This is a genomic window from Halalkalibacter oceani, assembly GCF_023715705.1.
GTDB classification, from domain to species: Bacteria; Bacillota; Bacilli; order Bacillales; family Bacillaceae_D; genus Halalkalibacter; species Halalkalibacter oceani_A.
This window is the reverse complement of record NZ_JAMBOS010000052.1, coordinates 1-3,821: the sequence shown is the minus strand read 5'-3', so window position 1 is coordinate 3,821 and position 3,821 is coordinate 1. Positions and strand designations below refer to the sequence as shown.

Sequence of the window (3,821 nt, the reverse complement as noted above, 5' to 3'; positions counted from 1 at the left end):
CAACTGTAATTTATGATGGAAATTTACTAATATGGCTTGGGCTTTATTCATTGCATCTTCATACATACGCCATTGAGATACATTGGCTAGTTGCTTATATGTAAGTCCGGGTGTGGCCTCGGCCATCGGGGGGAACGTGCAACTATAAATATAGATTATCAAAAAATCTGCCCATCAAAAACAACTACTAGAGTTAGTAATACAACTGAAGAAATAAATAAACACCCTTTAAAAGATGCTATAGATAGAATATAAATAGTTTTGCAAGTGGAAACTGAGGCTGACTTTATGCATTTTGGAACCAATCATACTTCTTACTTGAACTGGAATATTTTCTACGATTCAATAGTGTACTTGTCTAGCCGGCGGAAAAGAGGAGTTATAACAGGTAGCAAAAGATCAAATTTTCAAGGTTTATTCTAGTAGAAAGAGAATAAGTGTGCAAAAAAAGAGTCAGATCGCATAGTAACTACGATTCGACTCTTTTTTTTGCAGACTTATTTTAAAATAGACAATCATAAACAGAATATTTAGGTTGTAAATTAGAAATAGAGTGAATATAATGGTATTAAAGTTGCACTAGGGAAAAATAAATTTACAAGTACAAGTTTATTTCGTTAATGCAAATACATAAATTAATTTATTAGAGGTGTTCTTGTAGAACCTTTTATTTTTGGCAAAAAGTTGCCTTAGTGAAAGTTTGTAAGTTATATGCAAATCATCAAACAACTAAAAGGAGTGAAAAACGTTGGACGACATATTATTAATTCAGAATTTACATGTTTCCTATCACGGAAAAGAAGTGTTAAGAAATATATCATTCTCCACAAAAAAAGGGGAAATTGTTGGAATCATCGGTCCAAATGGGGCGGGAAAGTCAACTTTATTAAAATCACTGTTGCATTTGATCCCAAAAGATAAGGGTGAAATAAACATCGCAGGTAAATCGATTCAGGAAATGCGGGAGAAAATTGCCTATGTCCCTCAACGTAGCACTATTGACTGGGACTTCCCTATTACAGTGATTGATACAGTCTTGATCGGAACATATCCGAAACTTGGCTTGTTTAAACGACCAAAGAAAAGAGAAAGAGAATGGGCCTATGAATGTTTAAAAAAAGTTGGGATGAAAGAGTATAGTCAGCGTCAAATTGGAGAGTTATCGGGTGGGCAACAGCAACGAGTATTCGTTGCTAGGGCGTTAGCTCAAAATCCAGAATTGTTTTTTCTTGATGAACCATTTGTCGGGATCGATGTGACAAGTGAGGAAACCATTATTAACATTTTGCGTGAACAGCGAGATGAAGGAAAAACCGTTTTCATTGTCCATCATGATTTAAGTAAAGCAGGTGCGTATTTTGATGAGTTGTTGTTACTAAATAAAGAACTAATCAAATATGGATCGGTACACGAGGTATGTCGACCAGAGATAATTTCGAAAGCTTACCATGGACAATTATCCTTTTTAGAGGAAATGGGGATGACAATATCATGAGTATAATTGCTTTCTATGAGTCTATTTTACAATATGAGTTTTTACAAAGAGCATTACTTACATCAGTTCTAGTAGGGATTGTTTGTGGAGTTATAGGTTGTTTTATCATTTTAAGAGGGATGTCCTTAATGGGGGATGCCATTTCACATGCTGTTCTTCCAGGGGTTGCGATCTCTTATATGCTAGGAATCAATATTTTTTATGGTGCTGTAGTGACTGGTTTACTTACAGCGATTGCCATTGGCTATATTAGTCAAAATAGTCGGATTAAAGATGATACATCGATTGGCATCATGTTTACTGCTGCTTTTGCAGTGGGAATTATCGTTATTACTTTCTTGCAAAGTAGCACCGATTTATACCATATCTTATTTGGGAATGTTCTGGCTGTCCCTACCTCTGAAATGTGGATGACCTTAATTGTTACAGTCATAGTATTACTATCTGTCTATCTATTTTTTAAAGAGTTACTTGTTACGACCTTTGATCCTACTATGTCAGCAGCTTATGGCTTACCTAATAAAATCATACATTATCTGTTAATGGCCCTTTTAACAATGGCTACAGTTGCTTCATTGCAAACAGTCGGGATTGTATTAGTTGTAGCGATGTTAATAACACCTGCAGCAACTGCCTACCTCTTGACGAATCACTTGGGGCTTATGGTTTTTCTAGCAGCTGGTTTTGGCGTTGTTGCTTCAATAATTGGTCTTTATTTTAGCTTTTCGTATAATTTAGCTTCTGGACCAACGATTGTCGTTGTAGCAAGTACATTTTTTGCCATGGCATTTTTCTTATCACCTAAACAAGGGTTGTTATGGCGTTCTTTACGTGCTCGAAAAAATAGAGCGCTGGTAACACAATCAAATGGCTAAAATAATATTCGTAAAAGGGAGAGGAAATATGAGAAATTTATTATTTATTACTACAATTCTTACACTGTTTTTACTTGGGGCATGTGGTAGTAAACCGACTGGTCAAGAAGAAAGTACGAATCAAAAATTGGAGGTTGTCACGACTTATTCTATTATTTATGATATTACAAAAAATGTCGGAGGAGATATAGTAGAAATTTATAATTTAACCCCCATCGGTGCAGATCCACACGAATATGACCCACTTCCAGAGGATGTTAAGAAAACAACTGATGCAGATGTTGTCTTTTATAATGGGTTAAACTTAGAAGAAGGAAACGGATGGTTTAGGAAGTTAATTGAAGTTGCCGGAAAAGGAGATGAGGATGCACCCGTTTATCTAGTGAGTGAAGGAGTAGTACCGATTCTTTTAGAATCCCAAGGCTTAGAAGAGGAAGCTGATCCACATGCTTGGCTCGATTTGCGTAACGGAATTACGTATACTGAAAATATACGCGATGCATTAATTAAAGAAGACCCCGAGAATGAGAGTATTTATGTAGAAAATGCTACTCAATATATACAAGAGCTATCCGAACTGCATGAGAAAGCGATTGAAAGCATTGCGACTATCGATGAGAATAAGCGATTTTTAATTACAAGTGAAGGGGCATTTAAATATTTTGGTGCCGCCTATGACATAGAAACAGGGTATATTTGGGAAATTAATTCTGAAAATCAAGGCTCTCCTCAACAAATGCGTGATGTAATAGATCTAGTGCGAGATAAAGGGATAACATCTCTTTTTATTGAAACAAGTGTAGATCGCCGTACCATGGATACTGTATCACAAGAAACGGGTGTACCTATTGTAGGCACTGTTTATACAGATTCTCTTGGAAAAGCAGGAACAGATGGGGATACTTATTTAAAAATGATGGAGTCAAACATTAATGTAATTATTGAAGGTTTAAGTAAGTGATTTATGTTTTAAAGAAAACACATTATCCGTACAAAGGGTAATGTGTTTTCTTATGAATCGTCAATTGGTTAAAAACTATTTAAGCAAAAATTAGTTCACAAAATGTACCAATAAAATATTTGCAACTTCTTCACACTTTCTTTAAATTTCAATCCTATTCTATTAATAGTCATTGAAATGAGGTGAGATTAATGTTAATAAGTAGTAATTTTAAAGAAAAAGTTAAAGAATTAACTGATAGTAATTTGATGTGTAGTCTTAAGGATAAGCAGCACATTACCATTCCCAGTTCAATTAGGAGGAAATTAAATATCTTACCTGGAGAAGAGGTTGCAGTAGGATTAGCAGATGGCTTAAAAGATCTAATTGAATCAATTTCATAAAGCCTAGTTCACGATTGTTAGACGACCCCCATTTCGCTTTTAGTGTTTTTAAAAAATTAATTACGCGGCTTGACTAGTCTGCTTGCTAGAAAGGGACTTGGCTATAC

4 protein-coding genes and 1 pseudogene are annotated in these 3,821 nt (G+C 35.1%); 4 read left to right on the top strand and 1 reads right to left on the bottom strand.

Features of this window, described 5'->3' with window-relative positions:
* Positions 1 to 126, bottom strand: a pseudogene (locus M3212_RS22450) (Tn3 family transposase); the annotation flags it as partial.
* Positions 127 to 748: 622 nt separating this feature from the next.
* On the opposite strand from M3212_RS22450, the gene M3212_RS21465 reads away from it, so the two are divergent.
* From M3212_RS21465 to M3212_RS21450, 4 genes are all read left to right on the top strand, one after another.
* Entirely contained in the window at positions 749 to 1,495 is a 747-nt protein-coding gene (locus M3212_RS21465) for a metal ABC transporter ATP-binding protein (RefSeq protein ID WP_012961017.1), read from the top strand.
* The gene (locus M3212_RS21460) at positions 1,492 to 2,370 is read left to right on the top strand and encodes a metal ABC transporter permease (protein WP_251195954.1); all 879 of its coding nucleotides are present in this window, start codon (positions 1,492 to 1,494) and stop codon (positions 2,368 to 2,370) included. Before M3212_RS21465 ends, M3212_RS21460 begins: the two co-directional genes overlap by 4 nt.
* Positions 2,371 to 2,398: 28 nt before the next feature.
* A complete protein-coding gene (locus M3212_RS21455; protein WP_251195953.1) occupies positions 2,399 to 3,331 on the top strand; it encodes a metal ABC transporter substrate-binding protein in 933 nt (310 codons plus the stop codon).
* A gap of 191 nt (positions 3,332 to 3,522) precedes the next feature.
* Positions 3,523 to 3,714 (top strand): AbrB/MazE/SpoVT family DNA-binding domain-containing protein, encoded by a 192-nt coding sequence (locus M3212_RS21450; protein WP_251195952.1) that lies wholly within the window; start codon positions 3,523 to 3,525, stop codon positions 3,712 to 3,714.
* The last annotated feature ends 107 nt before the right edge of the window (positions 3,715 to 3,821 follow it).

Excerpts from the sequence above, each read along its gene's own strand:
- M3212_RS21460 (WP_251195954.1), top strand. The coding sequence starts at position 1,492 with ATGAGTATAATTGCTTTCTATGAGTCTATTTTACAATATGAGTTTTTA.
- M3212_RS21455 (WP_251195953.1), top strand. The coding sequence starts at position 2,399 with ATGAGAAATTTATTATTTATTACTACAATTCTTACACTGTTTTTACTT.
- M3212_RS21450 (WP_251195952.1), top strand. The coding sequence starts at position 3,523 with ATGTTAATAAGTAGTAATTTTAAAGAAAAAGTTAAAGAATTAACTGAT.